Here is a 25,822-nt window from a genome sequence, read left to right on the forward strand (position 1 = left end):
GCGGTTACGCGTCGTCGTATACTTCGTCGGGGTCGTAGACCTTCTCGCCGACGTTCTCGCCCTCGATGGTGCGATAGAAACACGAGCGATGGCCGGTGTGGCAGGCCCCGCCCTCCTGATCGACCAGGTAGAGCAGCGTGTCGGCGTCGCAGTCGACGCGCACCTCCTCTACCTCCTGGACGTGGCCGCTCGTCGCGCCCTTCTCCCACAGTTCCTCGCGGCTGCGGGAGTAGTAGTGGGCCCGGCCCGTCTCTCGCGTGCGCTCGAGGGCCTCGGGGGAGACGTAGGCGAGCATGAGCACCTCGCCGGACTCCGCGTCCTGTGCCACGGCGGGGACGAGTCCGTCCTCGCCGAAGTCGACCGAAACGTCGTCGTCCATGTACGGGCGGTTGGTTGGAAGGGCGATAGGTCTTTTGCCGCGCCCCCGACCCGGCTCGCTCGAGGGCGTCGGCGGCGCGTTCGCGGACGACGGGCCGCTGTGGACGAGCGAGCCGAGCCGCGCGCTCGGCGGGATCGACGGACGTCCCAGCTGTCGGTGACATCACACCGGGATACGCCGGAAACGGGTTTCAGGAACGGGGCGGATTCTTACGCCGCGGGAATCGGACCGAAGCCGGCGCTCGCAGTCACTGGGTTCCGCGAACGCGCACCGTCTGCTGGTCCGAATCGTCGGCCGTCTCGACCCGGACGGGGAACTGCTGGTCGGACGCGACCGGGGGCGTCTGGTAGCCCATCGTGAGCGTCGTCTGAGCGCCGGCCTCGAGCGACACCGACCGCGACTCGACGGGCGTCGGATCGCGACCGACGATGAGGTCAACGGACCCGGTTCCGGCGGCGCCGCCGGTGTTCTCGACCCGCACGGTGCCCTCGAGAGAGTCGCCCGCGTCGACCGGGGAGTTGGTGCCGACGATCGAGACCTCGAGCGACGGCTCGGCGCCGGCGTCGCTCTCGCCGTCACCGCCGTCGCTATCGGTGTTGTTGCTCTCGTTGTCGCTGTTGCCGCTCTCGCCGTCGTCGCTCTCGTTATCGGTGTCGCCGCTACCGTCGTCGCCGCCATCGTCGTCGCTACCTCCGTCGCTGCCATCGCCGCCGGCCTCGGACTCGAGTTCGCTGAGGCAGTCCTCGGCGTGCGGGTTCGGCGTCGTCGGCGAACCCACGGCGTAATCCGTCTGCTCAGTCGTCAGCGACGTGATCACGGTACCGACGCTGCCGTAGTCGGAAACCGTGACGACGATCTCGTCGCTTCCCTCGGAGACGCCCGCTTGGGCGCCGACCTCGAACACGACCGTGCCCGAGAAGGGCGCGGCGACGTCGTCGCCGAAGACGACGCCGTCCTCGACGATCGTATTGCCGTAGAGGCCGTCGTCGTCATAGAAGCCCGTACTCGCGAAGGCGACGTCACCGTCAGCGAACGAACCGGACACCGTCGCCCGCGTGCAGGACTCGAACGAGGTCGTTCGTTCCGACGGGACGGATTCGTCCTCGTTTTCGCCGTCCGTTTCGTTGGTGTCGTTGCCCTCGTCCGCGTCCGAGCCGTCGGAATCGTTGGACTCCGAGTCAGTCGCAGACTCGTTGTCGCTGTCGTTCCGATTCCCGTCGGCGCCGGGGTCGCTCGAGTGACTCGCATCCGCAGAGTCGTTCGCGTCGAGACTCGCGTCGCCGGCGTCGTCGCTATCGGCCCCGTCGTTCCCGTCATCGGTTCCGTTACCGGTGAGACAACCCGCTACGCCGACAGAGACACTCGTCGCCGCGATGAATTTCCGACGATTCATATCGAGAAGCGCAATATCCCGGCTCATAAAAATGTATGCTACCCGTCATATCCGATTACAGTCGCTGTTCAGTGAGAGTCTCGAGACAGTGATTCGGGATCGGCCACCGGGGAAAGGGTCGTGATATCGTGTGTCACGAATGTCATGATCGTTCGCCGACCGCGTCCGAAAGAAAGACAGTCGAATACGCCGAGCGGCCGGCCGACCTCTCAGCCGATGTGAGTCGGTCGACGGGCCGGGTCCGAATCGACCGCGGCGTAGCGAGGATCGGTACTGGGTGGCGGCTGATCGGTGCCGCGGACGGTGCTTGCAAACGTCAGCGCGTCGGATATCCCCCTCGAGGCCCGACTATCGACGATGAGTTCACAGAGACATCTCGAGACGCCAGTCACCTGCCGCGTCTGCGGAACGGAAAACGACCACCACTACACGTACTGCCGAAACTGTCTCCAGACGCTTCCCGCGAGACCGGACGCGAACCGCTGAGCGACGACGGCGGCCGTCGGATAGCGCAGTCCCGGGACTCTCCTGCGATTCGGTGTTCCGTCCGCGCTCGCAGCCGCTGCGGTCGCGCCGAACCGCGAGCGAACGGCAGGTCGAACCCGCTCAGGCCTGGCCGTTCAGCGTGATATAGTTGAGACCGATGATCCGCTCGTCGGCCTCGAGCTCCTCGCGGGCGGCGTCGGGGATCTCGCTGTCGACGTTGTAGACGGTCAGCGCCTCGCCGCCGATGGTCTCGCGGGCGTTGAACATGCCGGCGATGTTGACGCCGTGGTCGCCCATGACCGAGCCGATGAGGCCGATGACGCCGGGTTCGTCGGTGTTGCGCGTGACGACCATCTTGCCGTGGGGGATGGCGTCGACGCGGTAGCCGTCGACGCGGACGATCCGCGGGTCGTCACCGGCGAAGAGGGTGCCGTCGACGGAGACCTCGTCCTCGTCGTTGCCGACGGTCACGGAGATCAGGCTCTGGAAGTCCTCTGCCTGACGGCTCTTGGACTCGGTAACGTCGACGCCGCGGTCCTCGGCGACCTGCGGGGCGTTGACGGCGTTGACCTGCCACTCGAGCGGTTCGAAGACGCCCTTCAGGGCGCTGGCGGTGACGAACTCGACGTCCTCGTCGGCGATCTCGCCCTCGTAGACGACCTCGATGTCCTCGATGCGGCCCTCGAGCAGTTGGGCGGCGATCTTGCCCGCCGTCTCGGCGATGTCGATGTAGGGCTCGAGACGGGGGAACGCGCTCTCGTCGATCGAGGGCGCGTTCAGGGCGTTCGCGACGGGTTCCCCGACCAGTGCGGCGTTGACCTGCTCCGCGGTAGAGGTGGCGACGTTCTCCTGTGCGGCCTCCGTCGAGGCGCCGAGGTGGGGCGTGACGATGATCTCGTCGTGCTCGAGCAGCGGCGAATCGGCCGACAGGGGTTCCTCGGCGAAGACGTCGAGCGCGGCGCCGGCGACGGTGCCGTCCTCGACCTTCGCCGCGAGCGCGTCCTCCTGGACGATGCCGCCGCGGCCGACGTTGACGAGGTAGCCGTCCTCGAGCAGGTCGAGTTCCTCTTCGCCGATCATTCCCTCGGTCTCGGGGGTCAGCGGCGTGTGGATCGTCAGGAAGTCGGCCCGCGCGAGGCAGTCCTCGAAGTCGACGAGTTCGGCGCCGAGTCGGTCGGCGCGCTCCTCGGAGATGTAGGGGTCGAAGGCGACGATGTCCATGCCCAGCGAGTCGAGCTTCTTGGCGACCTCCTGGCCGACCCGGCCGAGGCCGACGACGCCCAGCGTCTTGCCGTCGAGTTCGGCGCCGAGGTAGTCGCTTTTCGCCCACTCGCCGTTCTTCAGGCGGATGTGGGCCTGCGGGATCGAGCGCGCGACCGCGAACGTCATCGCGACGGTGTGTTCGGCCGCCGCGCGGACGTTCCCTTCCGGAGCGTTCGCGACGATGACCCCCTCGTCGGTGGCGGCGTCGATGTCGATGTTGTCGACGCCGATACCCGCGCGGCCGACGATCGCGAGCTCCTCGGCGGCCTCGAGCACCTCGGCGGTGACTTCGGTTCCCGAACGGACGATCATGCCGTTGGCGTCCGATACCGCCTCGAGGAGGGCCTCTCCCTCGAGCTCGTAGCCTGTCTCGACCTCGTGGCCGGCGTCCCGAAGCACATCCAGACCCGCATCGGCGATCGGGTCTGTCACCAGTACTTTCATGCGCGAGACAATCGCGCGCAGCGGGTAAACGCTTCCGTTGTCGTCGGCGGTGGCAAGATTTGTCTCGACCGGCCTACAGGTCGTCGGTTCCGGCGGCGTCGACCCGAACCGAAACGACCGGCCGTCCCACCGTCGGCTCCGACGATGTTCGAACGAACAACTATATGTGCGACTCGTGTCACATCTCACCAATGGCACGACTCGAGCGACTGCGGGTCTACCCGGTCAAGGGACTCGACGGTATCGACCTCGAGGCCGCCGACGTCATCGAGGGCGGTACCCTCGCGCACGACCGAGAGTTCGCCCTGTTCGACGCGGACGGCGAGGTACTCAACGGCAAGCGAACGGATCGCGTCCACGACCTGGGGACCGATTTCGATCCGGAGGCCGCGACCCTCGAGGTCGACGCCCCCGACGACGAGCGCGTCCGCTTCGACCTCGACACCGAGGCGGACCGCGACCGCGCCGAGGCGTGGTTCGGTGACTTCTTCGACGCGGACCTGACCCTCGAGCGCGACCGGACGCTCGGCTACGTCGACCGCCGCGAGATGGGACCGTCGGTGATCAGCACCGCCACGCTCGAGACGGTCGCGGACTGGTTCGACGACGAGGGCATGACCGTCGAGGGGGCCCGGCGACGGCTGCGGGCGAACATCGAAATCGGCGGCGTCGAGCCGTTCTGGGAGGATCGGTTCGTCGGCGAGGGCGCCCCCGCGTTCGAGGTCGACGGCGTCCGGTTCGAGGGCGTCACGCCCTGCGGTCGCTGCGTCGTCCCCCAGCGCGACCCCGAGACCGGAGACCCGATCGAGGAGTTCCAGCAGCGGTTCGTCCGGAAGCGCGAGGAAACCTTCCCCGACTGGGCCGACGAAGAGGCGTTCGACCACTACTACACGGTGATGCTCATCTCACGAGTTGCGGAGGCCGACCGCGGCGCGACGCTTCGCGTCGGTGACGACGTCAGCGTCGACGAGTAAGGCAACCGCGGTGGCCGATACGGGCGGCGCCGTCCGATCGCGAGTCGCTACCCCGCCGGCTCGGCGTCGGGCGTATCGGCGGGGAGCTCGAGGGCGTCGGCGACCCCCGTCACGTCCGTGATCGGACCGAGATACCGGTCGGGCGCCTCGCGATCGACGGCCGTCCGGCCCGCGATCAGAGCGTGATCAGCACGGCGCCGGCGACGATCAGCGCCGCGCCCGCGACGACACCCCTCGTCACCCGCTCGACGTCTCGCAGGAGGACGGCGGCGAACAGCAGGGTGAAAAAGGGCGCGGTCGCGACCAGCGGATCGACGAGCGCGATCCGGCCGCCTTCGAGGCCGAGTGCGGCCATCAGGGAGAGCATCGCGACCGTGGTCAGGAGGCCGCTACCGGCGAAGTAGCGATACGATTCCCGCGGCCGCTCGAGCGCGTCGCGGCCGCCGACGGCGACGGCGTAGGCCGCCAGCGCGACCAGTCCGGCGGTCTCGTTGAGCGCTACCGCCTCGAGCGCCGACAGCGGGGACTCGAGCATGCCGTACCGGCGCGCGACGTTCGCGACGGCGAAGGTCGCGGCGGCGGCGATCGGCCACAACAGGTCCCGGGGCGCCCAGCCGGTCAGATCGCCGCCCCTCGAGACGGTCAGCAGGGCGAGACCGGCCACGAGAACGACGATTCCGACGCCGGTCACCGGGCCGAGCGGTTCGTCCAGCCAGACCAGCGCGATGAGGGTCGCGAACAGCGGGCGGGTACTGAGGATCGCGCTGTTGAGGCTCGCCCCCACCCTGTCGACGCCGACGAAGATCGCGATCCGGCCGACGGCAGTGCCGACGACGCCCGCGAAGGCGAACACGGCCGCCGTCTCGAGGGTCAGGGCCGAAAACGCCGCGCGGCCGTAGAGTGCAGCGATGACCAGCCAGTAAATCGTCGAGTCGACGAGGGCGACGACCAGCGACGCCTGCACGGAGCCGCCGCCGGCGGCCATCCCGCGCTTATCGAAGATCGGCGTGAATCCCCAGAGGACCGCCGGCACGAGGGCGAGCGCGAGGACCGCCGGCGTCGTTCCCGCGCCCGTCATCGCGTCGTCTCACCCCCGCGCGTCCGAGCACTCATCGACGGTCCTCGTCGGGGACGGAGGGTCAACGTTGCGGAGGCGGTTCGATTCCCCGGCTCTCGGCGTCGATAGCGGGCGCCGTCAGTCGGGTCAGTCGGTCTCGTCTATCGTCGCGATACCGGAACCACCGGCGCGACGCGAAACCTGAACTGGTTTATCCGGGGCCGCACAATCAGCGGGCGATGACAGTCGTCGCTTTCGACTTCGACGGGACGCTTTCGGACTCCGAGATGACCGTGTTGCTGGGCGACCGCCGCGACGTCGCCGACGAGATGGCCGAGATCACCGAGCGCTCGATGAACGACGAGATCGACTACGCCGAGAGCCTGCGCAAGCGCGCGGCGCTGCTCGAGAGCCTGCCGAAAACGGAGGCCGATGCCGCCTTCGATCAGGTCGAGCTCCGGGAGGGCGCGGCCGACCTCATCGCCGAGTTGAACGACGCCGGCGTGACCACCGCGATCCTCACCGGCGGCTTCGAACGCGGCGTCGCCGCCGCCCTCGAGCGCGAAGGCGCTTCCGTCGACCACATCGTCTCGAACCGGCTACCGATGCAGGGAGACGAGCTCACGGGCGCCGTCGAGGGACCGCTCATCGAGGGCACCAAGGACGACGCGCTCGAGGACCTCGCCGACGACGTCGGCGTCGATCTCGCCGACACCGTCGCGGTCGGCGACGGCGCCAACGACCTGCCGATGCTGAAAGTGGCCGGCCTCGCGATCGGCTTCGAGCCGAAGCCGGCCGTCGAGCCCCACTGCGACGTCGTCGTGTCCTCGATGGCCGACGCCCGCGAGATCCTCCTCGAGGAAGGCGTCCTCCCGGAGACCGACGAGTAACGGGGTTTTTCTCCGCTTCGTGCGATACCGTTCGAACGGTTACGCGTCATTACGGAGTCGTACTACCGAGGTATTGCGGCCGACGCGAGCGAATTCATCACTATCGATCATTGAGGCTTCACGTAGTGGCCTGAAATTCTCCTAACCGTGAAATACCGGCGTAAGAGCCGATTTCCGGACCGAGAAGGTTATTAACTCATGAGCGAGTAAGTAGTTGTATGATGTGGCAAGACTTCATCTTCATGATCGGTAGCAGCCTTTCGATCGTCTTCCTGGCGCCGACGCTCCGCGACGCCAGCGCACGCGTTCCCCTCGGAACGAGTCTCCCCTCGATGGTGATCGGCGTCGTCTACGGAATGACCTTCCTCTCGCTCGGGATGGGGTTCTCCGCGATCGGCTCGCTCGCGGCCGGAACGATGTGGGCCCTGATCGCGATGGTTCGCTCGCCGATCGGCATGAGCATCACGGGTCGACTCTTCCGGCTCGAGAGTCCCGTCCTCTTCGCGAGCGATCTCCGTCGCTGGCTCACCGGCTCCTCGTCGTCGATCGACGCCGACCAGTTCGTCTCGTCCGGCGCCGACGCCGACCACCAGTACCGATCGGCGGCCGACGGCTCCGCGGACTAACTCTCTTCTCGGTTGTCGCGACTCCGTTCGAGTAGCTCGGCGTCGAGCGGTCCGAAAGCGAAAATAGCGTCGATCGAACTGCGCCTCGCCGGCCGAAATCGGCCGTGACCCGACCCTACAGCCGGTCGACTTTCGCCATCAGCTTCTCGAGGGCGTCCTCTCGCTGGGCGGCGACGCCGCCGAGCGCACCGAGGACGACCGGCACGGCGATGCCGGCGTAGAGGATCGCGTCAGTGACCGACGGCCCGAACTCGACCTCGGAGGTCACGTGCCCGTCCGAGCCGAGGTACTCACCGGCTTCGAGTCCGGGAACGGCACCGCTGCTGAACTCGCCTCCCACGAGCGCCTCGATCGCGGGCGCCTCGGAGAAGGTGTGCGACGTCACGAGCGCGGCCAGCAGCGCGAACGCGAAGTACGGGAGGGCGACGGTCACGCCGGCTTTCGCCGCCTCGACGGCGTCGTCGGCCGCCGTGTGTCGGGCGACCGCGTAGCCGGCGGCGGCGATCCCGCCGATCGTCACGAGAAACAGGAACAGCGTCGACATCGAGAACGCACCGGTCACGTACGCGGCACCGTGGTTCGGAACACCGCCGAGGCGCGCGATTTCGCCTTCGGCCTCGAACCCGGTCCCGAACGTGCTGAGATAGCTCCAGCCCGCGGCCTTCCACGAGGCGATCAGCTCCGAGACCACGAGCGAGGCGTCACCCTCCGCGCCGACCGTGCGGGCGGCGGGCGTGGACTGAGCCGTCGCGATGGCCGTCAGGAAGAGGTGAGAGAGATACGTGGCGAGCAGCGCGAGCGCCCCGAACACCGCCCCCTGTTTGATCGGGAGATCGCTCCCGGTGTGCTGTCCGGCTGCCGGTCGCTGTGCCGGCTGGTCGTCCGTCCGTTCGTCTTCGTACTCGAGTTGACTCTCGTTTGCCATCGATGACAGATCAAACAGGGATACATTATAAGTTACGACATAGTATTTACAGAGAGGAAGTCTCGAGTGGCACTCAGCCGCGTGTACTCGCGAGTCGATCGACCGGGTCCGGAGAAGGTATCACTCAGAGAAGAGGCTCGTGTGGACCGGTGCGAACGACTCGGACTCGACGGGTTCGTCGGCGGCGTCGGTGTCGGTGATCGCCCGACCGGAGAGACCGGTCTCGAGCAGATCCGACAGCGGCGGCCCGACCTTCTCGGGTTCGACGAGGAAGGCGTCGTGGCCGTGGTCGGACTCGACGACGTGATGAGCGACGTCGACGTCCGCCTCGCGGGCGGCCTCGGCCAGCGCCTCGGCCTGCTCGGCGGTGAAGTGCCAGTCGCCGGTAAACGAGAGGACGAGGAGTTCGCCCTCGAAGGCCGCCAGCGCGTCGGCGTCGGACTCGTACCCCGCCGAGAGGTCGAAGTCGTCCATCGCACGGGTCATGTAGAGGTAGCTGTTGGCATCGAAGCGGTCGACGAACTTGTCGGCCTGATAGTCCAGATAGGACTCGACCTCCCGGTAGGGGAAGAAGGCGGCCGCGGGGTCCGGCGGCTCCTCGCGGACGGCCTCGCGGCCCGCCGATCGGCGGCCGAACTTCCGGGCCATCGAGGGTTTCGAGAGGTACATGATGTGACCGATCTGGCGCGCGCGTGCGAGCCCGTCCGTGGGCTCCGGACCGCCGTAGTAGTGGCCGCCGTTCCAGTTGGGGTCGCTGGTGATCGCCCGCCGGGCGACCGTATCGAGCGCGAGACACTGCGGATCGAGTCGGGCGGCGGTGGCGACGGCGCCCGCCCGCTCGACGTCGTCGGGATAGCGGCGGAGCCAGTCCAAGACGTTCATGCCGCCGACGCTGCCCCCGACGACGGCGTGGAGGCGGCCGACGCCGAGTTCGTCCAGCAGCTGCCGCTGGGCGCGCGTCCAGTCGCCGACCGTTACGGGCGGGAAGTCGGTTCCGTAGGGCTCGCCCGTCTCGGGGTTCTCGCTGGCCGGCCCCGTCGTGCCGTAACAGGAACCGGGCGCGTTCGCACAGACCACGAAGTACTCGCTGGTGTCGATGGCCTTCCCGGGGCCGACGACGTCGCCCCACCAGGCCCGCGCCTGACCGGCGGTGTCACCGCCCGAGTCGGGCCGCCGAGCGACGTGTGAACTCCCGGTCAGCGCGTGACAGACCAGCACCGCGTTGTCGCCCGTGAACTCGCCGTAGGTCTCGTAGGCCACCTCGAGGCTCGGAATCGTCTCCCCCGAGAGGAACTGGAACTCGCCGAGGTCGGTCGTGTCCTTGGTCGTCATCGGTACCACCCCATCGGCGTCGGGCCCCGTGGTCGAGAGTCGCGACCGCTCGAGGCGACGGTCGCTCGATAGGAAGAGTCGAGAGATCGATTCCGGCTAGTCATACGTGAGGTGCATAGCTTTCCTCGAGTGTATAACCGAGAGTTACGGTAATTTCTGCAGGGATCGGGTAGCGGGCGGCGATATGGGGAGACTGAGGGCTACCAGAATTGAGCCAGAGAAGAAACGGCCGAACCGAAACAGTGCGTCGTGTGCCGAACACGCTCATCGTCTCGCCGGCGCGCTATCGAACATCGACGGTATGGTTCTCGAGGAAGGAAACCGAGTACCACGCCGAACCAGTCGTCGCGGCGATCGCAGACAACGACGCCCAGCCGGAAGCGAGGGCGACGAGTCGACGAGCGGAGAGACCAGTGAGATCGACGAGCACCTCGAGCAGCGTCGGCGAGAGCACGACGAGGATCGGCACCGCGACCGCGACGTAGACGAGACCGTACGTCACGAACGCGAGCGGTGACGGAACGATCACTGTCGTCTTCCGCGTGACGTGGGATTCCTCGAACTTGGGAAACAGGAGGCCACAGGCCGTAGCGACGCTCGCTGCCATCACTCCAAACCCGATACAGAGGAGCGCGTACCCGACAAGTTGCGCTAACCCGGTTCCGGTGGCGAGGCCGGAGAGTACCAACAGTGAGAGAAAAATCGGAACGCCAGGAAGACACCCTGCCAACACGTTTGCAGTGAACACCAGCCGGTTCCTGGGAACCGAGATGAGCGTCAGCGGACGTGCAGACTGTTCGTCGCCGAGAACGTTCAACGACAGCACACCGCCCATCGCCCACGGACCGTATAAGACGATGAGAAGGGGAACGTACGAGGGGACGGACCCGGTTTCGACGATCGTTTTAACGGGGAAATAGAGCCCCATCAACGGATACAGTACGTACCACATTTTGAGTGGTCTTCGGATTGCTCGGGTCCATTTCGTGACGAGGATCGTCGAAAGCGGCGTCGTAATCGATGTCGACCTGATCGACGAACTATCGGTACTCGTCCCGGTCGCCGAATCGGATCGGGGGGTATCTCTGAACGTCGAGACCGCGGACAGCCAGCTGAAAGAGAGCAGGAAAACGGGGAGAAAGGCCAGTGTTCCTCCTGCAGTGGCGACTGCTCGCCGAAGCGATCCGCCCTGAGAGAGCCAGAATAGGTCCGCGTACCAGCCGAGCGGCGACCCGCCGACCAGTTCACCTGCTCTGCTGACGGACGTTTGCGATACGCCCGATGCGATCAGAACGAGTAGCATCACCATCGCGACGACGGACAGTTCACTCGAACTGGTATGCGGTCGAACGAATTCTCGTACGAGAGCTCGGACCGCTCCCGCGACGAGAATTGCCAACAGCGCACTCGAGACGACGGTCAGCAAAACGCTTCCCGTCGCCGCCGGAACGAGCACGAGCGACCGGAGTCCGAATCCGAACCCGATCGCTCCGGACGCAGCGGGAACGAAGACGGACAGTATCGGGACGGTAGATCGTGCGAAGAACGTTCCCAAAACGGCATCAGAAAACGGTACCGAAGTGACGAGACCGGTATCTACGACAAACAGATCCGGCGTCCGGACGACCCACAGCGAAACGAACAGAAAGACGGTCACCCAGAGGAGTCCGACGAACTGTCGGGTTCCGTCTACGAGCGAAAGCGAGCTGGCATCGGCGTATCGTCCGATTCCATACGCAGTCAGACAACAAAATACCGCGGCCACGATCCACGCAACTGTCTCGAGAAGCAGGCCGAGAGAGCCTCGTTTCCCGCTTGCTCTGCGTCGAAACCGCCGTCGAAGTTCGGTTCGAGTGACTAGGAGAACTCGATCCGGGGTGATCATTAGTATCGAACACCTTATTCTAAACACATTTAACTTTCTATGATAGATATCAGATCGTATCCGATTTAGCGGCCGAAAAGAACTGGTCCGGAACTTCCGGACGTCACTCGGCAGCGTCGTCAGCTGCCGCGATCGCCTGCTCGAGGTCGGCCAGAATATCTTCGGGATCCTCGATCCCGACGGACATTCGGATCAGGTCGTCGGTCACGCCGGCCTCCTCCCGCTCCTCGGGGGTCAGCTGGCCGTGGGTCGTGCTCGCGGGGTGAATCACGAGCGTCTTCGCGTCGCCGATGTTGGCGAGGAACTGGGCCACCTCGACGTTCTCGCAGAAGGCCTTGCCGGCCTCGAAGCCGCCCTCGAGACCGAACGCGACCATGCCGCCGAAGTCCGCGAGGTACGTTCGGGCGTTGTCGTGGGTCGGGTGGGTCTCGAGACCCGGATGGGTCACCCAGGCCACGTCCTCGTGGTCGGCGAGGTACTCCGCGACGACCTGCGCGTTCTCGCAGTGCTTCTCGACGCGGAGCGGCATCGACTCGAGGCCCTGCAGAGTCTGCCACGCGTCGAACGGCGACTGCTGGTTCCCCAGACTGCGCAGCGAGCGGTAGCGCGCGGTGGCGGCGAACGGCGCCTCGGGGAAGTCCCGCGAGAAGTCGACGTCGTGGTAGGCGTGGTTCGGGCCCGCGATCTCGTCGTAGCCGTGCTCGCCCCACGGGAACGACCCGCCGTCGACGAGGACGCCGCCGACGGTCGTGCCCGAACCGTGGAGCCACTTGGTCGTCGACTCCCAGACGACGTCGGCCCCGTGCTCGAGCGGGCGACAGAGCGCCGGCGTCGCGAAGGTGTTGTCCACGACGAGCGGCACGCCGTTGTCGTGGGCGATCTCGGCGACCCGCTCGAAATCGGGCGTCACGAGCGAGGGGTTGCCGATCGTCTCGACGTGGACGAACGCGGTGTCCTCGTCGATGGCGTCGTCGTACTCGTCGTACTCGAGGGTGGGGACGAACGTCGTCTCGATGTCCCGTCGGGAGGCGGTCTTGGAGAAGTAGGCGGTCGTCCCGCCGTAGGTGTCGGTCGAGCAGACCACGTTGTCGCCCGCCTCGGCGAGGATCAGCGTCGCCGAGTCCAGGGCGGCCATCCCGCTTGCCGTCGCGACCGCGTCCGCGCCGCCCTCGAGCGAGGCCAGGCGCTTCTCGAGGGTGCGGACGGTCGGGTTCGCGATGCGCGAGTAGATGTAGCCGTCGTCCTCGAGGGCGTAGCGGTCGGCGGCGGTGTCGGCGTCGTCGAAGACGTAGGAGGTCGTCTGGAAGATCGGCGGGGCCATCGCTCCCGTCTCCGGGTCGGGCGATTGGCCGGCGTGGACGCTTCGTGTCCCGAGACCGCGCTCGGGACGCTCCGATTCGTCGGCGGTCCCGTCGCTCGCGTCGTCGCTCATGTTTCGTATGCATACTACTGCAGAGCCATATGCGTCTCAGTAACGGCAAAAACCGCAGCCGATTCAGTGGTATTCACACACAGACGGAACGATCACCGCTCGTTCGGCCGGTCTCTTTAAGACCACATCGCAGCGTAGAGACCTGCATGAAGGGAACGCAGGACCGATTCAACGGCGACGCGAGGGTTCTGCATCAACGCGCCGTCAGAACGCCGCTTCCGAACGAGGAGGCCGAGCGGCTGTTCCACGAGAACATGATGAACGTCGCCGCGGCTCGCGAGCGCAAGGCGGACCTGCTCGCCGATCCCGACGTCCCCCTGCTCGAGGCCTACGAGCGGGAACTCGAGCGAGTCGCGGGGAGCTTCGAGCGTCGGCTCCGGCGGATCGCCGGTGACGACTACCGAGCGGTCGCCACGGCGTACAACCGCGGCGAGCGCGACGATCGGATCGGGGCGATCGCCGCGTACTACTTCGAGGGGCTGTGGCGGATCCAGCAGCGGACGACCGTGACGGACATGCTCTTCTCGCCGCTCATCCTCCGCTACCCCGACAGCTTCACGGTGAACGTTCGGTTCACCAGCGGCTACACGACGCCGAAGTCGATCCGCTACGAGTCACCGGAACACTCCTCGGAGGAGTTGACGGACGATCACGCCGAGACGTACTACGAGGAGAGCCTGTACTCGCAGCGTCAGGCCGCGGAGTACGTCAGGGAAACGGCGGAGGTCATCCGCGAGGAGTTCCCCGACCCCGCTGAGACGAGCTTCGAGGAGCGCAAGTACGGGGGCATCGTCTCGGCGGGCGGCCGGCGCGGCTCGGTGTTCTCCGCGATGCTCGACTCCGTCGAGCCGGATCCGGACCGCTTTTCGGAGTCGATCGCCGAGCCGAGGCTCGTCGAAGCGGGTCCGGAGGCGAAGCAGACGGAGCGGGAACTCGGTCTCGACGAGGAACTCGTCTACTGACTGGGCGGACGGTCCGGTACGGAACCGGCGGCGAGCGCTCGAGTGACGGCCGCGTTATCCTTGCAGGGCTAACAACTACCCGGGCACGCGACGGAGCGTCGGCCGTGCAGACAGTCTTCCACCTGATCGCCGACGACCCGAAACAGCAGCAGACCGCGCTCACCATCGCCAAGAACCTCACGGAGGACGACTCCGTCGAAATCGACGACGTCGCCGTCGTCGCACAGGCCGACGGCATCGAACCGCTGACGATCGGCGGCGACGGCAGCGACGCGGTCGAGGAACTGCTCGAGACGGGCGTCGCGGTCAAGGCCTGCAGCAACACCCTCGATCTGAAGGACCTCGCGGAGTCCGACCTCGTCGACGGCGTCGAGACCGTCCCCTCCGGGGGCGGAGAGCTGACTCGGCTGCAGGACGAGGGATACGCCTACATTCGCCCGTAGTCGTCGCCGCGCGGTTCGCGGCTCGTCGTTCGGCTGCGCCGAGCGTCACCGGGGAACGGTGGCGTCCATCAGATAGTAGTCGTGGCGGGGCTCTCGCCCCCACAGCGTCGGCTCCGTTAGCGGTTCGTGTTCGACGTCCCGAAGGCCTTCCCCGGCGAGCACCTCGCGCAGTTCGTCCGGCGGGCGGCCGTCGTACAGCGGGAGGTCGTCGTGGATCGCTTCGTACTCGTCCCACGGTTCGTCGTGGTCCCAGTACCCCTCGATGAGGAGAATCCGGCCGCCCGGCTCGACGACGCGCTGCCACTCTCGAATCGCCGCCTCGGGGTTCGGGAGCGTCCAGACGAGGTGCCGAGCTGTGACCAGCTCGACGGTGTCGTCCGGAACGGGGAGCGCCTCCGCGTCTCCGCGGTGAAAACCGATCGACTGGTCCGTCTCCCGAGCTTTCTCCCGGGCGCGCTCGAGCATCGCCGGCGCGAAATCGACGCCCGTGACGGCGTGGCCGAGTTCCGCCAGTAACAGCGAGACGACTCCCGTTCCACAGCCCACGTCGAGGACGCGACGCGGTTCGTCGCCGATCCGCTCGCGCAGAACCTCGAGCCAGCGATCGCGCTGTTCGTCGGTGTGAATTCCGTGCTGGGGCTCCTCGTCGAACGTCGCTGCGCGACCGTCCCAGTGCTGCCGGACGAGGCCCTTCACGGTTCCGTCGTCCTGTGGTGACGGCGTCACGAACGAATACCCTCCATCCCGTCGAACGTGTGTCCAATTCGACGTAATCCTGTGGGTTCGATCAGTTCGAACGCGACACGAATCGGTTCGCGCGATCCTCGAGTCGCCGCGCCGTTCCCGTCGAGCGCTCAGTCGTGCTCGAGGGCCTCGAGCAACGTCCGGACGTTCCCTGATTCGGTTTCGAAGCCCCGGACCTGCGGGAAGACGGCGACGCCGACCGCGAAGTCGTCCCCGTGGGCGACGGGTTCGCTGACCTGCAGGAAGACGTCGAGAGTCGTCCCGACGTCGATCAGTCGGGCCTGAGCGCGGTAGCGAGCCAGCGTCGTCTCGGTTCCCAGTATCGAAACCGACTCCGCGCCGACGCGCTCGACGGCCTCGAGTTCGTCGTATCGGTTCTGGATCAGCGCGACGAGTTCGTCCGTCGAGTACTCGCCGACGGGATTGAACGTCTTCCCGAGCACCGACACCTGCGGCGTCGTGAGCACGGAGACGACCGACGCCTGCAACCGTCCCAGGCCGAGCGCGTCCAGCGCGAGCGCGCGGTCGTACTCGGCGTACCAGTTGCGGGCCTCGATCGTCCGCTCGAGGCCGAATCGACCGACGGTCCGTTCGACGACGACCTCCTCGACGGTGTGTTCGGCGTAACCGGTCTCCTCGAGGGCCGCTCGAGCGACCGTCGCCCGGTCCGACGAGAGCGAATCGGCGACGAAATCCGTACAGCCGGCGAGCGCGCTCGCTCCGGCGGTCGCCCCCGCTGCGAGGAGTCCGCGGCGCGCGAGAGTCATCGGAGAAGACAGGTCGGCAGCGAACGAAAGTACATCGGTTCAATACGCCAGTCCGTATCCCGACACCGTTCGCCGAGACCGACGGCCTTGATAGCCAGCAGTGAGAAGGGAGAGACGTGCACTCGAGCGATAGGGAACGGGTTCTGCTCGCGGCCGTCGTCTTCGCCGTGCTGTTCTCACAGCTGTTGCTCTATCCGGGCGTATCGACCCTCGTCGACGCGCTGGGAGCCGACGCGGCGACGTCGGCGTTCGCGGCGACCGCCCTCGACGCCAGCATGTGGTTCCTCGTCGCCGAGTTCGCGGGCTACGTCGCCTTCGTGGGCGTCTGGGGCGCCGCGAGCGATATCACGGGGCGTCGCACGCCCTTTATCGTCGCCGGCGCGCTCGCCGGCGCCGCCAGCTACGCCGCCCTCGCCGCCGTTCCCGCGATCGGCGCGATCCCGTTCGAGGGCGTCCTCGTCATGCGGTTCGTTCAGGGGTCGCTGACCATCGGGGCGTTCTCGCTGACGATGACCATGCTGATGGACCTCGAGGGGGGCCACGGGCGGAACATGGGCGCGGCGGGGATCGCCATCGGCCTCGGCGCCGCGCTCGGCGCACCGATCGGCGGCCAACTCTCCGAAGTCGACCCGCTCGCGCCGCTGCTCGGCGCCGCCGGGTTGCTCGTCGTCGTCGGCCTCCTGGTCACGCGGGTCGCGGACCGCTCGCCCGACAGCCGGCGGGCCGCCCGCGCGCTCCTCGAGGGCGTTCGGAAGCGACCGACGCTGTCGATCCCCTTCGCCTTCGGCTTCATCGACCGAATGACGGCGGGGTTCTTCGCGCTCGTCGGCACGCTCTACTTCCAGGACGCCTTCGACGTCGGACCCGCCGCGACCGGACTGCTGTTGGCGTGCTTTTTCGCCCCCTTCGCGCTGTTGCAGTACCCGATGGGGGCGCTCTCGGACCGGATCGGTCGAACGATACCGATCGTCGTCGGTTCGGTGTGTTACGGGGTCGGGATCCTCGCGGTCGGGGCCGCGCCGTCGATCGCGACCGCGGCGATCGGTATGGTCGGCGTCGGCGTCCTCGGCGCGCTGGTCTCGCCGGCGACGATGGCGCTGGTCACCGACATCGCCGCCGAGAGCGAGCGCGGGCTCGCGATGGCCGGCTTCAACGTCGCCGGCAGCCTCGGCTTCCTCGGCGGCTTCCTGATCGGCGGCACCGTCGCCAGCGACTACGGCTACGGCCTGGCTTTCCTCGCCATCGGCGGCCTCGAGATCGCCATCGCGCTGCTGGCCGTACCGGTGTTCCTGCGCCTGTCGATCGGCGGTCGCGACGGCTTCGCAACCGAAGACCGTGGACTCCTCTGAGCCGCTCTCTCACCAGACACGGTAGATCGCGCGATTCGTTCGACCCAGCTGTCAGTAAGGAAATAATACACTCGAACGAGAGGGTCCGTAGGCCGATCACGCTCGAGCAATCGTCGATCTCTGTAATGGTCTTTGAGACGCTCTCGAGGCTTCTCTGACTATCATATCCTGGGGACCTACCAGAACGCTGAATGGTGTGTGAACACATGACAGTGTCACGATAGAGGGTATCAATTTTTATGTACTCAATCCTAATCCCGTAGTGATGGCACGAGATAACCCAATCTCACGGCGGACAGCGTTGAAGCTCACAGGCGCGACGGCAGCGGCCACGATGGTCGCCGGCTGTGGCGGTGGCGGCGGTAACGGCGGCGAGAACGGCGGCGGTAACGGCGGCGGCAGCGACGGGTACGAAATCGACCCCGGTACGACGATCGAACTCGACGCCCAGACGACCGAGTGGACCGGTATCGCTCCGAGCGACATCGAGGGCGAGTCGAACCCGACGCTCATCCTCCAGGCCGGCGAAGACTACGAGATCGGCTGGACGCAGGGCGACGGCTCGTCACACAACATCGAGATTTGGGACGACAGCGACAGTGTCGTCGACGATCTCTCGACGGAGGAAGTCTCCGAGGAGGAGCCCAGCGACCAGATGCTCCAGTTCACCGCCAGCGAGGAGATGACCCAGTACGTCTGCCAGCCCCACTCGGCTAACATGAACGGCGACCTGCAGGTCGAAGGCAGCAACGGCGGCGGCAACGGCAACGAGTCTGAGAACGGTAACGAGTCTGAAAACGGCAACGAGTCCGCGAACGGTAACGAGTCCGGCAACGAGTCCGACAACGAATCCGAGTAATAACGACTGACGCGGCGTTCGCCGCAGTTCGCCGCCGAACAGGGCTACGCTCTGTCCACGATCTGTCGGTTTCGGTTTTCCCGTTTTATAGCTCATTGCCGACGAGTGACGACCGTCTCGATCGAAGCGCGAGCAGTAGGCGGTTCGGAAACGCCGAGAAGAGTATCGACGAGCGGATCGTACGATGTGATCGATAGAAAGAATTTTTATTCAATGATAGTAGTGATACTATGACTCATTCCGACCGGATGACTCGCCGGGCCGTCGTTCGAGCCGTCGGGCTCGCAACAGCGAGCGCCGCACTCGCCGGCTGTATCGACGAGAGCAGCGTCAACGACCCGAACGAGTCGACCGACGGGGACTCGCAACCGTCCGACGAGCAGGGGTCGGAACCGAACGATACCGGCGACGAGGACCGATCGAACGGCGACGACGAGTCGGCCGACGACGCCGGCGAGGAGCAGATTCCGGCGCCACCAGAGCTCGAACTCCGTGGCGAACGCGATGGCTGGCGGGTGCTCGCGCCGGACGGACTCGAGGGCGACGTGAACCCGGACCTCCTGCTCGAGGCGGGACGGACGTACCGAATCGGGTGGACCGAGGGCGACGGGCTCGGACACAACATCGAAATCCGCGACACCGACGGCAACGTCGTCGACGATCTCTCGACGCCCGTGACCCAGGACCCCGACGGGGAGCAGTGGCTCGAGTTCGAGGCGACCGAGGAGATGGCCGCCTACGTGTGCACTCCCCACGAGAGCACTATGCGCGGCGAACTCTCCGTCGAGACGCCCGTCGACCGAGGGTCGGATTCGTCCGACGGGGAGGAGCCAGCGCAGGACCGCGAGTTCCGGATCGAACCGGAGACGACGATCGAACTGTACGCGAGGACCGCCGACTGGAGGGGCATCGCTCCAGCGGCGCTCGAGGACGTGGCGAACCCGACGCTCGTCCTCGAGGCGGGCGAACGGTACGAACTCGGCTGGACAGACGGTGACGGCGCCGAACACAACATCCGAATTCTGGACACCGACGGAAACGTGATCGACGACCTCAGGACCGATCTGACTAGCGATCCCGGTGACGAGCAGGTTCTCGCGTTCGAAGCCAGCGAGGAGATGGCCATCTATACCTGTGAACCGCACCGGAGCCACATGCAGGGCGATATCCGCATCGACGCGACCGAATAGCGGACTAACGGAGAGGAGACGCTCGTCGCGGATGCGGTCGCCGAACGACCGCTCCGTCTCCGGCGTGGCATCAAAAGTACCATACCATCGCACGACGCAGTAGGCCGTACTCAGGTGATTCCGTGACAGAGAAACGCGAATACGGAGACGACTATCCCGACAAGACGCTGTACATCCCGGGTCCGACCGAGGTACGCGAGGACGTCATCGAGGAGATGAGCCAGCCGATGTTCGGCCACCGGATGGACCGCATGACGGACCTCTACACGACCATCGTCGAGGACACGAAGGAGTTCCTCGGCACCGACAACGAGGTCATCATCCTCACCGGCTCGGGGACCGAGTTCATGGAGAGCTCGATCCTCAACCTCGTCGACGAGAACGTCCTCGTCACTACCTGTGGCAGTTTCAGCGAACGGCAGGCCAACGTCGCAGAACGGCTGGGTAAAACCGTCGACACCCTCGAGTACGAGTGGGGACAGGCGGTCAAGCCCGAGGACGTCCGCGAACGGCTCGAGGAGAGCGACACCGACTACGACGTCGTCACCTGCGTCATGAACGAGTCCTCGACGGGCGTCCGGAACCCCATCGAGGAGATCGGCGACGTCGTCGCCGAGTTCGAGGACACGTACTTCGTCGTCGACGCCGTCTCCGCGCTGGGCGGCGACCTCGTCGAGATCGACGACCACAATATTGACGTCATCTTCACGTCGGTCCAGAAGGCCTTCGCGATGCCACCCGGATTAGCGGTCTGCGTCGTCAGCGACGACGCCTACGAGCGCGAACTCGAGAGCGACTCCGCGTCGTGGTACGGCGGCTTCCAGCGCTCGCTGGATTACTACGATCGGAAGGGCCAGACCCACTCCACGCCGGCGATTCCGGTCATGCTCGCGTACCGCAAACAGATGAAACACATGCTCGAGGAGGGCCACGAGGCCCGGGACGAGCGCCACCGCGAGATGGCCGAGTACACCCGCGAGTGGGCTCGCGAGCACTTCGACATGTTCCCCGAGGAGGGCTACGAGTCCCAGACGGTCTCCTGCATCGAGAACACGCAGGGGATCGACGTCGCCGAGACCATCGACGCCGTGAGCGAGGAGTACGACTTCGTCTTCTCGAACGGCTACGGCTCGGCGCTCGGCGAGGAGACGTTCCGCATCGGGCACATGGGCGAACACGACCTCGAGTCGATTAAGGAGCTAACCGACGCCATCGAGGACGTCGCCGATCTCTGAGCTGCCGCTCGGATTCCGATTCCAGCGCGACCGCTCGGGATAGTCCGACGGTGATGACGTCTCGAGGGTCGAGCGGGCGGCTGGAGGCGTCGGCGACACCCGGGGTGACTCGCCGTCGGCTACGAAAACAGCCCCCAGAGCCACTCGAGGAAGCCCGCGACGAGGTCCACGAACCGCTCGAGTAGCGACCGAAGCCCGCCGACGGGACCGCTGCTCCAGTCCGCACCCTCCGTCGCGCGCTCGTCGCCGAGCGCCGCCGGGGCGTTCACGAGCCCGTCTCCTTCCGCGCAGGTTCCGAGCACCGTCTCCGCCGTCTCGCCGAGGATCTTCCGAACCGGATCGGTCGGTCCCGGGCCGTCCTCCTCGCGAGTCTCCCAGACCAGCGCCGCGACGCCGGTGACGAACGGACACGCCATACTCGTCCCGCTCGCCTCGGCGTACTCGTTGTCGACGGTGCTCGAGGTGACGTTCGTCCCCGGCGCCAGCAGATCGACGGCCGATCCGACGCTGCTGTAGGACGCCAGCCGGTCGTTCTCGTCCATCGCAGTGACCGCGACGACGTTCTCGTGAGTCGCCGGATAGGTCATCGTCTCCGCCTCACAGGAGTCGCTCCCGTCGTTCCCCTTGTTCCCGGCCGCACAGAGCAGGAGGTGTCCCGCCGAATGCGCGGCGTCAATCGCCCTGCCGAGCGTGGAACTCTCGGCCTCGCCGCCGAGGCTCATCGAGATGATCTCGACGTCGTTGGACATACACCAGTCGATTCCGGCGATCAGCTCGCTGTACCGGCCGGAGCCGTCGTCGCCGAGCACCTTCACGGCGTACAGGTTCGCCTCGGGAGCGACGCCGACGACGCCGCGATCGTTGTCCGACGCACCGGCGATCCCGGCGACGTGGGTCCCGTGGCCGTGGCGGTCCTCGTAGTCGCCGGCCGTCCCGTCGTTCGTGAAGTTCCGACCGCCGGCGACCGACAGACTGCAGTGATCCGATTGGATTCCCGTGTCCAGAATCCCCACGTCGACGCCCGACCCGGACGGACCGACGTCGTGGGCGCCGATGCGTTCCAGCCCCCAGGACGGTCGCTGGTCGGGATGGGTAGAACAGTCCGAGCCGCCGGGGGGATCGAAGATGCCCGGCAGGGACGGCGACCAGTCCCCGGGAATTCCCGTCTCGTCGTCGTCTTCGACGGACGCCACGCGGCGGTCGCGCCGCAGCTCGTCCAGTCCGCTCGAGGGCACCTTCGCGACCACGAAGTCGAAGTTGTCGTACTCGAGGACCGTCGTGCCGCCGACGGCCTCGACCACGTCGAGGAGTTCGCCGAGTTCGTCGAGCAGTCCCGTTTCGGGGTGGACGAACACTCGCTCGGTGTCGGTGCCGATGCCGGATTCCGCGGCTGACGCCGGCACTCCGAACAGTCCGGCCGCGGCGCCGGCCCCGATACCGCCGAGTAACCGCCGCCGACTGAGTTTCATGCGCGGGTGGATGCACAAAGGCAAAATAAGTCTTCTGTATTGAATGACAGTCAGTAGAAATGATGGGTCGCGCTCTCGAGCCGCTTGACTGGACACCCTCGAGAACGCGTTTTCTGCGGCGGTGAACCTCGTTCGTACCGTCGGCGAGTGAGCGGTTCGGAGAACCCGAACGGTGCGCGGTTCTTGCCCCTACGGGACTCCGAACCGCGGAGAAGCGAACGGGGAACGAAGTGATCCGTGAGCACCGCCGTTCACCGCGAGCGCCGACGGCGCTCGCGGGCCGACGACTGACCCGGAGTGAACGAGAGCGCGGCGCAACGCGCCGCGAGTCGAGTGAACGCAGGGGAAGGAGGAGTGTCCTCGTGAGCGAAAGCGAACGAGGGCTCGGAAGACGCGAAGCGTCTTCCGATGCTTTTCATCAACGTTTTGCCGAGGGCGCGGCGAAGCCGCGCCCGTGGTTCGAAAGGCGCAAAGCGCCTTTCGTCATCAAGCGAGACCTTCGGTCTCGCGGACCTCGCGAATCTCCGATTCGCTCAGTACGAGAGAGCGAAGCTCTCTCGAACGACAGAGCAAAAGGTTGGTTATTGGATATGGCCTTCCTCGCGCAGCTGGTCGGCCTCGCTCTTCTCGTAGCGCCAGGTGATGTCGGCCTTCTCGTCCTGCCAGTCCCAGGGTTCGACGAGGACGACGTCGTCCTCGCGGATCCAGATGCGCTTTTGCATCTTACCGGGAATGCGCGCGGTGCGCTCCTGACCGTCGGCACAGCGTACTTTCACCCGATTCGCTCCGAGCATGTCCGTGACGGTCGCGAAGACCTCGTCGTCCTCGGGCATCCGGAGGTTCTTCCGACCGCCGTTACCGTCGTCGCTCATGGGCGAGCGTTCGGAGCCTAGCGGTTTAATCGTTTATCAACGCGAGGAGCGGACCCGACGCCGACGGCGACTCGAAACCGGAAAACCACGCCGTTTATTTCCTTCGGCTAGGCAGTGCTAGGTATGCTGAAGAATCTCGACGCGTTCGGTATCATCGGGCTCCTGATTCTGCTCGGCGGGATCGGACTCATCGCATATGCGAACCCGCTGATCGCGCTCGGTATCGCGCTCGTGGTCGCCGGACTCGGACTGGTCGTCAAGTCCCTGATCTCGGGGATGCTCCAGAACTTCGGGATGTTCTGATCGGCCGATCGCCAGCCGGTGAGCGCGGCGTCGACGGCGGCATACCACCGTTGCGAGTGCGCTCCGAAACGTTTTGGCGATCCGTCGACGTGTTCGCGTATGGGCTACTCACTGCACTACTACGATCTCGTCTTGCTGTGTATCGCCGCGAGCCTCGGCCTCGGCGCGGGGATCGGCTACGCGACTGCGATCGAGATCGAGACCTCGATCGCCGTCCTCGGCCTCGTCGCGATCGGCTTCATCGTACACGCGCTGTTCGTCAACGGGCCAGTCGATCAGCCCGAGGAACTGACCGAGGAAGTCGAACTCGAGGAGGTACCGCAGGTGCTGTCGCCGGTGGACTCGCCGGAGTAGTCAGACCTCGTTGTCGCCGGCGCGGTGTTCGCTGATGAGTTGATCGACCATCGACGCCTTTCGATCGCGCCGGCGTTCCTCGGCGCGGTCGTGCCAGTCGTCGATGACGGCCTCGACGTCGTCCTCGCGGGCGACGGCGAGTTCGTCGACCTCCTGCATGGCGACGTCGTCGGCGGGGCCGACCGGGATCTCCTCCTCGAAGAGGATCTCGTCGGCGATCTCCGAGAGCCCGCCGTCCTTCAGGATGACGCGTGGTTCGAACCCCGCGAGCAGTTCGGCCGTCGATCGGCCCGCACCGCTGGCGTCGCGAAGGTAGACGACGTCGTCGGAAGCGATCCCGTACTGGTCGTCGGCCTCGCGGATCGCGCCCTTGGTGAACTTCTCGACGACCTTGACCGGGACCAGCCCCTCCTTCTTCGCGGAGACGTCGCTGAAGTTCGAGTGGTCGAGCTTCCAGAGGGCCTTCATCCGCTCGACCTTCGACTCGAGTTCGTCGACCTCCTCCCGGGCCGCGTCGCGCTCGCTCTCCAAGCGATCGGCCTTCCGCTCCAAGCGGCTGACCTCGCGGTCCTTGCGGACCTGCGTGCGCTCCTCGCGGCGCTTGAGGGTGAGTTCCGACTCGAGTTCCTCGATGCGCTCGTCGCGCTCCTCGACGCGGCCCTCGAGGGTCTCGACGTGGTCCTGGAGGCGTTCGACCTGTCGCTCGAGCTGTTTGATCCGCTTTTCCTCCTCGGTGAGTTCGCGGGGTTCGTGTTCGGTCGACTCCTCTTCGCCGCCGGTATCGTCGTCGTTCAGGTCCGTGAGAACGGCCTCGACGCTCTCCTCGCCGGCGACGACGCGGGCAGTGACCTCGCCGCGGTCGATCCCCGGCGGGAGTTTGTCGGCGATGCGGTCGAACTGATCCTCGTGGGCGTCGACGGCGTACAGCGCCGCGGCCATCGCGTCGCGCTGGTGGTCGTTATCGTAGGGTTCCTCGCGCGTGCGGTGCTGTTTCTCGTCGACCGGGAGATCGCTGTCGGGGGCCCAGCCCGCGGCGTCGAAGCTCCGGCGGAACTTCTCGACCGTCTCGGGCATCGGCGTCACGTCCGCGGCGACGATGATCGGCCGGCCCCGCTCGACGATCCACTCGATCACGTCGGCGGTGTCGCTGGTGCGAGAGCTCCAGACGTCCAACACCTCGCCCTCGAGCGAGACGATGGCGACCGCGGTCGTCGTCCCGGGGTCGATGCCGACGATGACGTGGTCGCGGCGCTTGACGAGCGGCCTGAACTCGATGCCGTCGCGGCGCTCGCGCTCGATTTCGACGCGGACGTCGCCCGATCGATTGCGCGAGACGGGGATGTCCTGCGGACGGGCCTCGACGGTGAAGACCGCGTTGGCGAAGCCGCCGTAGGCCTCCCGGACGTCCCGCTCGTACTCGAGGTTGGCGTCCTCGAGTTCGGACTCGACCTCGCGGGCCCGTTTCCTGACCGAGCCGTGGATGCGGCGGGTGTAGCGATCCTCGCTCCAGCCGCCGCTGCCGGTCGAGCGCCCCCTCGAGACCTTGACCGTCGTGGTGTCCGTGAACGCGGAGACCTCGTGGCCGACGTTGTGGGCGGCCAGCCGGGCCGCGGCCTCGGCCTCCTGCATGGGATCCTTCCCGTAAGGGATGCCGTGGCGTTTCGCGACCCTGGAGAGCGGTTCGGGCTGTTCGGCGCCGGTCACCTGGACGAGCTTCGTCCCGGCGGGCAGGGAGCCCAGAAAGTGGATGAGCTGGTCTTTGTCGGCGGCCAGCTCGTACATATTGTCCGTCGCGACGATCGCCGGCTCCTCGTCGTCGATCAGTCGCCGGAGCTTGCGGTGGGTGACGACGTCTCGAGTGACGTCCTCGCCGTCGTAGACCGCCAGCGCGTACGACGGGGCGTCCCCGCGCACGTCGCCGCTCTGGATGTCGACTCCGAAGACGACCGCATCGAGCGCACTCGTTCGCGTACTCACAGCGGGCCATAGGGGCGAGTCGAGTATAAATCCGGCGCGGGTTCGCACGATGTCGTCGAGGTACGTATTGAACGTAGACTGGATGGAGGCGATGGTGAAACGAAGTGTCCTGCTACCGTGGCAACGGGGACTCACCACGCCCTCCCCAGCCGGTTTCTGCTCACGGGCGCGGAGCGCCCGTTCGCACGGTCCGCGGAACCGTTGGTTCCGCG

General features: G+C 66.4%; 26 protein-coding genes. 13 read left to right on the forward strand and 13 right to left on the reverse strand.

Annotated elements, in window-relative coordinates:
* Positions 1-4 precede the first annotated feature (4 nt).
* Positions 5-379, reverse strand: a complete 375-nt coding sequence (gene hisI / locus WD430_RS07120; protein ID WP_339105322.1) for a phosphoribosyl-AMP cyclohydrolase — start codon at positions 377-379, stop codon at positions 5-7.
* Between the two features lie 34 nt (positions 380-413).
* On the opposite strand from hisI, the gene WD430_RS07125 reads away from it, so the two are divergent.
* Positions 414-539: a hypothetical protein gene (locus WD430_RS07125; RefSeq protein ID WP_339105323.1), complete on the forward strand. Its 126-nt coding sequence runs from the start codon at positions 414-416 to the stop codon at positions 537-539.
* 87 nt (positions 540-626) lie between these two features.
* On the opposite strand, the gene WD430_RS07130 is transcribed toward WD430_RS07125, so the two are convergent.
* The gene (locus WD430_RS07130) at positions 627-1,772 is read right to left on the reverse strand and encodes a hypothetical protein (RefSeq protein WP_339105324.1); all 1,146 of its coding nucleotides are present in this window, start codon (positions 1,770-1,772) and stop codon (positions 627-629) included.
* Between the two features lie 357 nt (positions 1,773-2,129).
* Here WD430_RS07130 and WD430_RS07135 point away from each other — a divergent pair, with 357 nt between their 5' ends.
* The gene (locus WD430_RS07135) at positions 2,130-2,258 is read left to right on the forward strand and encodes a hypothetical protein (RefSeq protein WP_339105325.1); all 129 of its coding nucleotides are present in this window, start codon (positions 2,130-2,132) and stop codon (positions 2,256-2,258) included.
* Between the two features lie 120 nt (positions 2,259-2,378).
* Here WD430_RS07135 and serA read toward each other — a convergent pair whose 3' ends face one another.
* A complete protein-coding gene (gene serA / locus WD430_RS07140; RefSeq protein ID WP_339105326.1) occupies positions 2,379-3,965 on the reverse strand; it encodes a phosphoglycerate dehydrogenase in 1,587 nt (528 codons plus the stop codon).
* Positions 3,966-4,156: 191 nt separating this feature from the next.
* Here serA and WD430_RS07145 point away from each other — a divergent pair, with 191 nt between their 5' ends.
* The gene (locus WD430_RS07145) at positions 4,157-4,939 is read left to right on the forward strand and encodes an MOSC N-terminal beta barrel domain-containing protein (protein WP_339105327.1); all 783 of its coding nucleotides are present in this window, start codon (positions 4,157-4,159) and stop codon (positions 4,937-4,939) included.
* A 175-nt stretch (positions 4,940-5,114) separates the two neighbouring features.
* Here the strand turns inward: WD430_RS07145 and WD430_RS07150 are convergent, their stop codons facing one another.
* Positions 5,115-6,017 carry a DMT family transporter gene (locus tag WD430_RS07150; protein WP_339105328.1) on the reverse strand — a complete coding sequence of 301 codons (903 nt, stop codon included), beginning with the start codon at positions 6,015-6,017 and terminating at the stop codon, positions 5,115-5,117.
* A gap of 218 nt (positions 6,018-6,235) precedes the next feature.
* Between WD430_RS07150 and serB the strand changes: the two genes are divergently transcribed.
* Together serB and WD430_RS07160 are read left to right on the forward strand one after the other, a co-directional pair.
* Positions 6,236-6,886: a phosphoserine phosphatase SerB gene (gene serB, locus WD430_RS07155; RefSeq protein WP_339105329.1), complete on the forward strand. Its 651-nt coding sequence runs from the start codon at positions 6,236-6,238 to the stop codon at positions 6,884-6,886.
* A 218-nt stretch (positions 6,887-7,104) separates the two neighbouring features.
* Positions 7,105-7,512: a hypothetical protein gene (locus tag WD430_RS07160; RefSeq protein WP_339105330.1), complete on the forward strand. Its 408-nt coding sequence runs from the start codon at positions 7,105-7,107 to the stop codon at positions 7,510-7,512.
* Between the two features lie 115 nt (positions 7,513-7,627).
* Here WD430_RS07160 and WD430_RS07165 read toward each other — a convergent pair whose 3' ends face one another.
* The 4 genes from WD430_RS07165 to WD430_RS07180 form a co-directional block, all read right to left on the reverse strand.
* Positions 7,628-8,437 (reverse strand): hypothetical protein, encoded by an 810-nt coding sequence (locus tag WD430_RS07165; RefSeq protein ID WP_339105331.1) that lies wholly within the window; start codon positions 8,435-8,437, stop codon positions 7,628-7,630.
* A 120-nt stretch (positions 8,438-8,557) separates the two neighbouring features.
* Positions 8,558-9,769, reverse strand: coding sequence for a homoserine O-acetyltransferase (gene metX, locus WD430_RS07170; protein WP_339105332.1), 1,212 nt, complete (start codon positions 9,767-9,769; stop codon positions 8,558-8,560).
* Between the two features lie 283 nt (positions 9,770-10,052).
* Positions 10,053-11,654 carry a hypothetical protein gene (locus tag WD430_RS07175; RefSeq protein WP_339105334.1) on the reverse strand — a complete coding sequence of 534 codons (1,602 nt, stop codon included), beginning with the start codon at positions 11,652-11,654 and terminating at the stop codon, positions 10,053-10,055.
* Positions 11,655-11,757: 103 nt separating this feature from the next.
* A complete protein-coding gene (locus WD430_RS07180) occupies positions 11,758-13,086 on the reverse strand; it encodes an O-acetylhomoserine aminocarboxypropyltransferase/cysteine synthase family protein (protein WP_339105335.1) in 1,329 nt (442 codons plus the stop codon).
* Positions 13,087-13,232: 146 nt separating this feature from the next.
* On the opposite strand from WD430_RS07180, the gene WD430_RS07185 reads away from it, so the two are divergent.
* The gene (locus tag WD430_RS07185) at positions 13,233-14,048 is read left to right on the forward strand and encodes a hypothetical protein (RefSeq protein WP_339105336.1); all 816 of its coding nucleotides are present in this window, start codon (positions 13,233-13,235) and stop codon (positions 14,046-14,048) included.
* A gap of 104 nt (positions 14,049-14,152) precedes the next feature.
* Complete coding sequence (locus WD430_RS07190) at positions 14,153-14,491, forward strand: DsrE family protein (protein WP_339105337.1); 339 nt, start codon at positions 14,153-14,155, stop codon at positions 14,489-14,491.
* Between the two features lie 45 nt (positions 14,492-14,536).
* Here WD430_RS07190 and WD430_RS07195 read toward each other — a convergent pair whose 3' ends face one another.
* Positions 14,537-15,217 carry a methyltransferase domain-containing protein gene (locus WD430_RS07195; RefSeq protein WP_339105338.1) on the reverse strand — a complete coding sequence of 227 codons (681 nt, stop codon included), beginning with the start codon at positions 15,215-15,217 and terminating at the stop codon, positions 14,537-14,539.
* Between the two features lie 128 nt (positions 15,218-15,345).
* Entirely contained in the window at positions 15,346-16,002 is a 657-nt protein-coding gene (locus tag WD430_RS07200; protein ID WP_339105339.1) for a DUF6517 family protein, read from the reverse strand.
* 116 nt (positions 16,003-16,118) lie between these two features.
* Between WD430_RS07200 and WD430_RS07205 the strand changes: the two genes are divergently transcribed.
* From WD430_RS07205 to WD430_RS07220, 4 genes are all read left to right on the forward strand, one after another.
* Entirely contained in the window at positions 16,119-17,351 is a 1,233-nt protein-coding gene (locus WD430_RS07205; protein ID WP_339105340.1) for an MFS transporter, read from the forward strand.
* A 265-nt stretch (positions 17,352-17,616) separates the two neighbouring features.
* Positions 17,617-18,210 (forward strand): twin-arginine translocation signal domain-containing protein, encoded by a 594-nt coding sequence (locus WD430_RS07210; RefSeq protein WP_339105341.1) that lies wholly within the window; start codon positions 17,617-17,619, stop codon positions 18,208-18,210.
* Positions 18,211-18,440: 230 nt separating this feature from the next.
* Entirely contained in the window at positions 18,441-19,400 is a 960-nt protein-coding gene (locus tag WD430_RS07215; RefSeq protein ID WP_339105342.1) for a plastocyanin/azurin family copper-binding protein, read from the forward strand.
* A 122-nt stretch (positions 19,401-19,522) separates the two neighbouring features.
* Positions 19,523-20,635, forward strand: coding sequence for an alanine--glyoxylate aminotransferase family protein (locus tag WD430_RS07220; protein WP_339105343.1), 1,113 nt, complete (start codon positions 19,523-19,525; stop codon positions 20,633-20,635).
* A 119-nt stretch (positions 20,636-20,754) separates the two neighbouring features.
* Here WD430_RS07220 and WD430_RS07225 read toward each other — a convergent pair whose 3' ends face one another.
* On the reverse strand, positions 20,755-22,104 hold the full coding sequence (locus WD430_RS07225; RefSeq protein WP_339105344.1) for a S8 family peptidase: 1,350 nt from the start codon (positions 22,102-22,104) through the stop codon (positions 20,755-20,757).
* A 581-nt stretch (positions 22,105-22,685) separates the two neighbouring features.
* The gene (eif1A, locus tag WD430_RS07230; protein ID WP_339105345.1) at positions 22,686-22,976 is read right to left on the reverse strand and encodes a translation initiation factor eIF-1A; all 291 of its coding nucleotides are present in this window, start codon (positions 22,974-22,976) and stop codon (positions 22,686-22,688) included.
* Positions 22,977-23,099: 123 nt separating this feature from the next.
* Here eif1A and WD430_RS07235 point away from each other — a divergent pair, with 123 nt between their 5' ends.
* Together WD430_RS07235 and WD430_RS07240 are read left to right on the forward strand one after the other, a co-directional pair.
* Positions 23,100-23,279: a hypothetical protein gene (locus WD430_RS07235; protein ID WP_339105346.1), complete on the forward strand. Its 180-nt coding sequence runs from the start codon at positions 23,100-23,102 to the stop codon at positions 23,277-23,279.
* 99 nt (positions 23,280-23,378) lie between these two features.
* Positions 23,379-23,633 carry a hypothetical protein gene (locus WD430_RS07240; protein ID WP_339105347.1) on the forward strand — a complete coding sequence of 85 codons (255 nt, stop codon included), beginning with the start codon at positions 23,379-23,381 and terminating at the stop codon, positions 23,631-23,633.
* On the opposite strand, the gene WD430_RS07245 is transcribed toward WD430_RS07240, so the two are convergent.
* Positions 23,634-25,610, reverse strand: a complete 1,977-nt coding sequence (locus WD430_RS07245; RefSeq protein ID WP_339105348.1) for a DUF460 domain-containing protein — start codon at positions 25,608-25,610, stop codon at positions 23,634-23,636.
* Positions 25,611-25,822: the final 212 nt, after the last annotated feature.

This window comes from Haloterrigena sp. KLK7, from assembly GCF_037914945.1.
In the GTDB taxonomy this organism is placed as follows: domain Archaea; phylum Halobacteriota; class Halobacteria; order Halobacteriales; family Natrialbaceae; genus Haloterrigena; species Haloterrigena salinisoli.

Excerpts from the sequence above, each read along its gene's own strand:
- hisI (WP_339105322.1), bottom strand. The coding sequence starts at position 379 with ATGGACGACGACGTTTCGGTCGACTTCGGCGAGGACGGACTCGTCCCC.
- WD430_RS07130 (WP_339105324.1), bottom strand. The coding sequence starts at position 1,772 with ATGAATCGTCGGAAATTCATCGCGGCGACGAGTGTCTCTGTCGGCGTA.
- WD430_RS07135 (WP_339105325.1), top strand. The coding sequence starts at position 2,130 with ATGAGTTCACAGAGACATCTCGAGACGCCAGTCACCTGCCGCGTCTGC.
- serA (WP_339105326.1), bottom strand. The coding sequence starts at position 3,965 with ATGAAAGTACTGGTGACAGACCCGATCGCCGATGCGGGTCTGGATGTG.
- WD430_RS07145 (WP_339105327.1), top strand. The coding sequence starts at position 4,157 with ATGGCACGACTCGAGCGACTGCGGGTCTACCCGGTCAAGGGACTCGAC.
- WD430_RS07150 (WP_339105328.1), bottom strand. The coding sequence starts at position 6,017 with ATGACGGGCGCGGGAACGACGCCGGCGGTCCTCGCGCTCGCCCTCGTG.
- serB (WP_339105329.1), top strand. The coding sequence starts at position 6,236 with ATGACAGTCGTCGCTTTCGACTTCGACGGGACGCTTTCGGACTCCGAG.
- WD430_RS07160 (WP_339105330.1), top strand. The coding sequence starts at position 7,105 with ATGATGTGGCAAGACTTCATCTTCATGATCGGTAGCAGCCTTTCGATC.
- WD430_RS07165 (WP_339105331.1), bottom strand. The coding sequence starts at position 8,437 with ATGGCAAACGAGAGTCAACTCGAGTACGAAGACGAACGGACGGACGAC.
- metX (WP_339105332.1), bottom strand. The coding sequence starts at position 9,769 with ATGACGACCAAGGACACGACCGACCTCGGCGAGTTCCAGTTCCTCTCG.
- WD430_RS07175 (WP_339105334.1), bottom strand. The coding sequence starts at position 11,654 with ATGATCACCCCGGATCGAGTTCTCCTAGTCACTCGAACCGAACTTCGA.
- WD430_RS07180 (WP_339105335.1), bottom strand. The coding sequence starts at position 13,086 with ATGAGCGACGACGCGAGCGACGGGACCGCCGACGAATCGGAGCGTCCC.
- WD430_RS07185 (WP_339105336.1), top strand. The coding sequence starts at position 13,233 with ATGAAGGGAACGCAGGACCGATTCAACGGCGACGCGAGGGTTCTGCAT.
- WD430_RS07200 (WP_339105339.1), bottom strand. The coding sequence starts at position 16,002 with ATGACTCTCGCGCGCCGCGGACTCCTCGCAGCGGGGGCGACCGCCGGA.
- WD430_RS07210 (WP_339105341.1), top strand. The coding sequence starts at position 17,617 with ATGGCACGAGATAACCCAATCTCACGGCGGACAGCGTTGAAGCTCACA.
- WD430_RS07215 (WP_339105342.1), top strand. The coding sequence starts at position 18,441 with ATGACTCATTCCGACCGGATGACTCGCCGGGCCGTCGTTCGAGCCGTC.
- WD430_RS07225 (WP_339105344.1), bottom strand. The coding sequence starts at position 22,104 with ATGAAACTCAGTCGGCGGCGGTTACTCGGCGGTATCGGGGCCGGCGCC.
- eif1A (WP_339105345.1), bottom strand. The coding sequence starts at position 22,976 with ATGAGCGACGACGGTAACGGCGGTCGGAAGAACCTCCGGATGCCCGAG.
- WD430_RS07235 (WP_339105346.1), top strand. The coding sequence starts at position 23,100 with ATGCTGAAGAATCTCGACGCGTTCGGTATCATCGGGCTCCTGATTCTG.
- WD430_RS07240 (WP_339105347.1), top strand. The coding sequence starts at position 23,379 with ATGGGCTACTCACTGCACTACTACGATCTCGTCTTGCTGTGTATCGCC.